The following is a 1,995-nucleotide window of genomic DNA, read 5'->3' as shown; positions in this document are numbered from 1 at the left end:
GGCGCCACCTCGTCGCGGTCCTCGAGCAGCACGGCGCAGGACCAGCCGGGCAGCGCGCGGCCCATGGACCCCGGTGGCATCTCCTCGCGCAGCTCGTCGCGCCAGGCGTTCGTCGCGACCATCCCGTGCTCGGTCTGCCCGTAGTGGTCGCGCACGGTCACGCCGAGGGCGTCGGCCGACCACGAGACGACCTCCGGCGTGAGCGGCTCCCCCGCCGACGAGGCCCGGCGCAGCCGCACCGACCGTCCCGCCGAGGCGGCATCGGCCCGCAGCGCGCGGTAGATGGTCGGGGCCCCGGCGAAGTTCGTCACGCCGAGCTCGTCGAGCACCCGCCAGGTCAGCTCGGGGCTGAAGCCGGCATGCAGCAGGATGCTCTCCCGCCCGAGCGCCATCGGGCCGAGCACGGCGTAGTAGAGCCCGTAGGCCCAGCCCGGGTCCGCGGCGTTCCAGAACACGTCCTCGTAGCGGACGTCGAGGGCGTCGACGACATAGCGGGTCAGCGCGGCGAGCGCCCGGACGGGCACCGGCACGCCCTTCGGAGCGCCGGTCGTGCCACTGGTGAAGAGGACGACGAGGGGTGCGTCCGGTCCGAGCCGCGCCGGCTCCATCGCCGGCAGGTCAGCGTCGGCCGCGACGAGGTCCTCGTACCGGTGCCAGCCGTCCCGCGCCGGCCGGTCGCCGCCGACCTGCACGACCTGTCGCCCAGCGCCGCCGGGGCCGGCGTCCGCGAGCTTGTCGACCTGGTTCGCGTCGGCGACGACGACCCTGGCCCCCGACCCCTCGAGGCGCATCGCGATGGCGGGTGCGGCGAAGGCGGTGAAGAGCGGCACGTGCACCGCGCCGAGTCGCCAGATGCCCAGCAGGATCGCGGGCAGGTCGGCGGACTTGCCCATGAGCACGCCGACGGCCTCGCCCGCCGAGACGCCGAGCCCGGCCAGGGCGGCGGCGAACCGCTCGGACCGCTCCCGCAGCTCGCCGAACGTCAGCTCGGTGACGGTGAGGTCGGGGTCGACGACGCGGAAGGCGACCGCGTCCGTGGGATGCCGGTCGCACAGCAGCTCGGCCGCGCACGCGTCCGGCTGGCCGTACTCGGCGAGTGAGCGGGCGACGTCGTCGGCGATGAGGGTCGTCATGGCGGGCTCCTTTGCAGGCGGGACCGAGGGCAGCCGTTCCGAGGAGTATGGGGTGTGCCTCGCTGTGACGCATACCTCCCTTCGGAGGTGGTGGCCTCCACAGACGAGTGGGCGCGTGGCCGCCTACCGTCGTGCCATGACGCCCCGGCTGCTGGCACGCGATGAGCTCGAGGCCGCGATCGCCCGAGGTGTGCGGCGCCTCCGGGTCACCTCCGGCGCGGACCTCGTCTTCGGCGGCCCGGTCGAGACCGGACGCGGTGGCCGCGCGGCGGTCGGGATCCGTAGCCTCGAGGGCAATCTCGGTCGCTCGCTGGCCGGCCTGCGCGTCGTCGCCGGGGTGGGACTCGGGGGCAAGGCGCTCGCCCTCGGTCGGCCGGTCATGATCCGTGACTACTTGGGCTCGGCGGAGATCGTCCACGACTACGACGATGCGGTCGCGCCCGAGCGGATCGCCACTGTGCTCGCGGTGCCGGTCGTCGTCGAGGGTGACCTGCGCGGGCTGCTCTATGTCGCCAGCCGGGCCGACGTCCCCCTGACCCGAGCCGTCGTCGGGCAGGCCGTTGGGGTCAGCCGGGCGATCGAGCGCGACGTGATCGTCGCCGAACGGGTCCGCCGGGGCGTCCGCGCCCTCCCCGGTGGTGGCGGGCCGCTGGTCGTCCCGCCTCGGGTCGGTGCGGCGCCTCGGGTGCAGCCGGACCGGGCCAGTCTGCGCGCCGAGCTTGACGAGGCGATCGCGGCGGTCCCCGACCCGTCCCTCCGCCGCCGGATCGCCGAGCTGTCCGCACGGCTGTGGGGCGGCGAGGCCACCGCACCGCGCGTCAGGACCGACCGGGCCGACCGGGCCGACGAGGCCGACCGGGCC

The 1,995-nt window shown here is 75.3% G+C and carries 2 protein-coding genes; one reads left to right on the top strand and one right to left on the bottom strand.

What is annotated here, in order from left to right; genetic code table 11:
• Window positions 1-1,133, bottom strand: a 1,133-nt coding sequence (locus tag N864_RS21845) for an AMP-binding protein (RefSeq protein WP_034722462.1), incomplete at its 3' end; no start/stop codon positions are given.
• Between the two features lie 136 nt (window positions 1,134-1,269).
• Between N864_RS21845 and N864_RS21840 the strand changes: the two genes are divergently transcribed.
• Window positions 1,270-1,995: GAF domain-containing protein (locus tag N864_RS21840; protein WP_162164566.1), on the top strand; the 726-nt coding region annotated here is incomplete at its 3' end.

The organism is Intrasporangium chromatireducens Q5-1, assembly GCF_000576575.1.
Lineage (GTDB): Bacteria > Actinomycetota > Actinomycetes > Actinomycetales > Dermatophilaceae > Intrasporangium_A > Intrasporangium_A chromatireducens.
The sequence above is the reverse complement of the archived record's forward strand: the minus strand, read 5'-3'. Positions and strand labels throughout refer to the sequence as shown.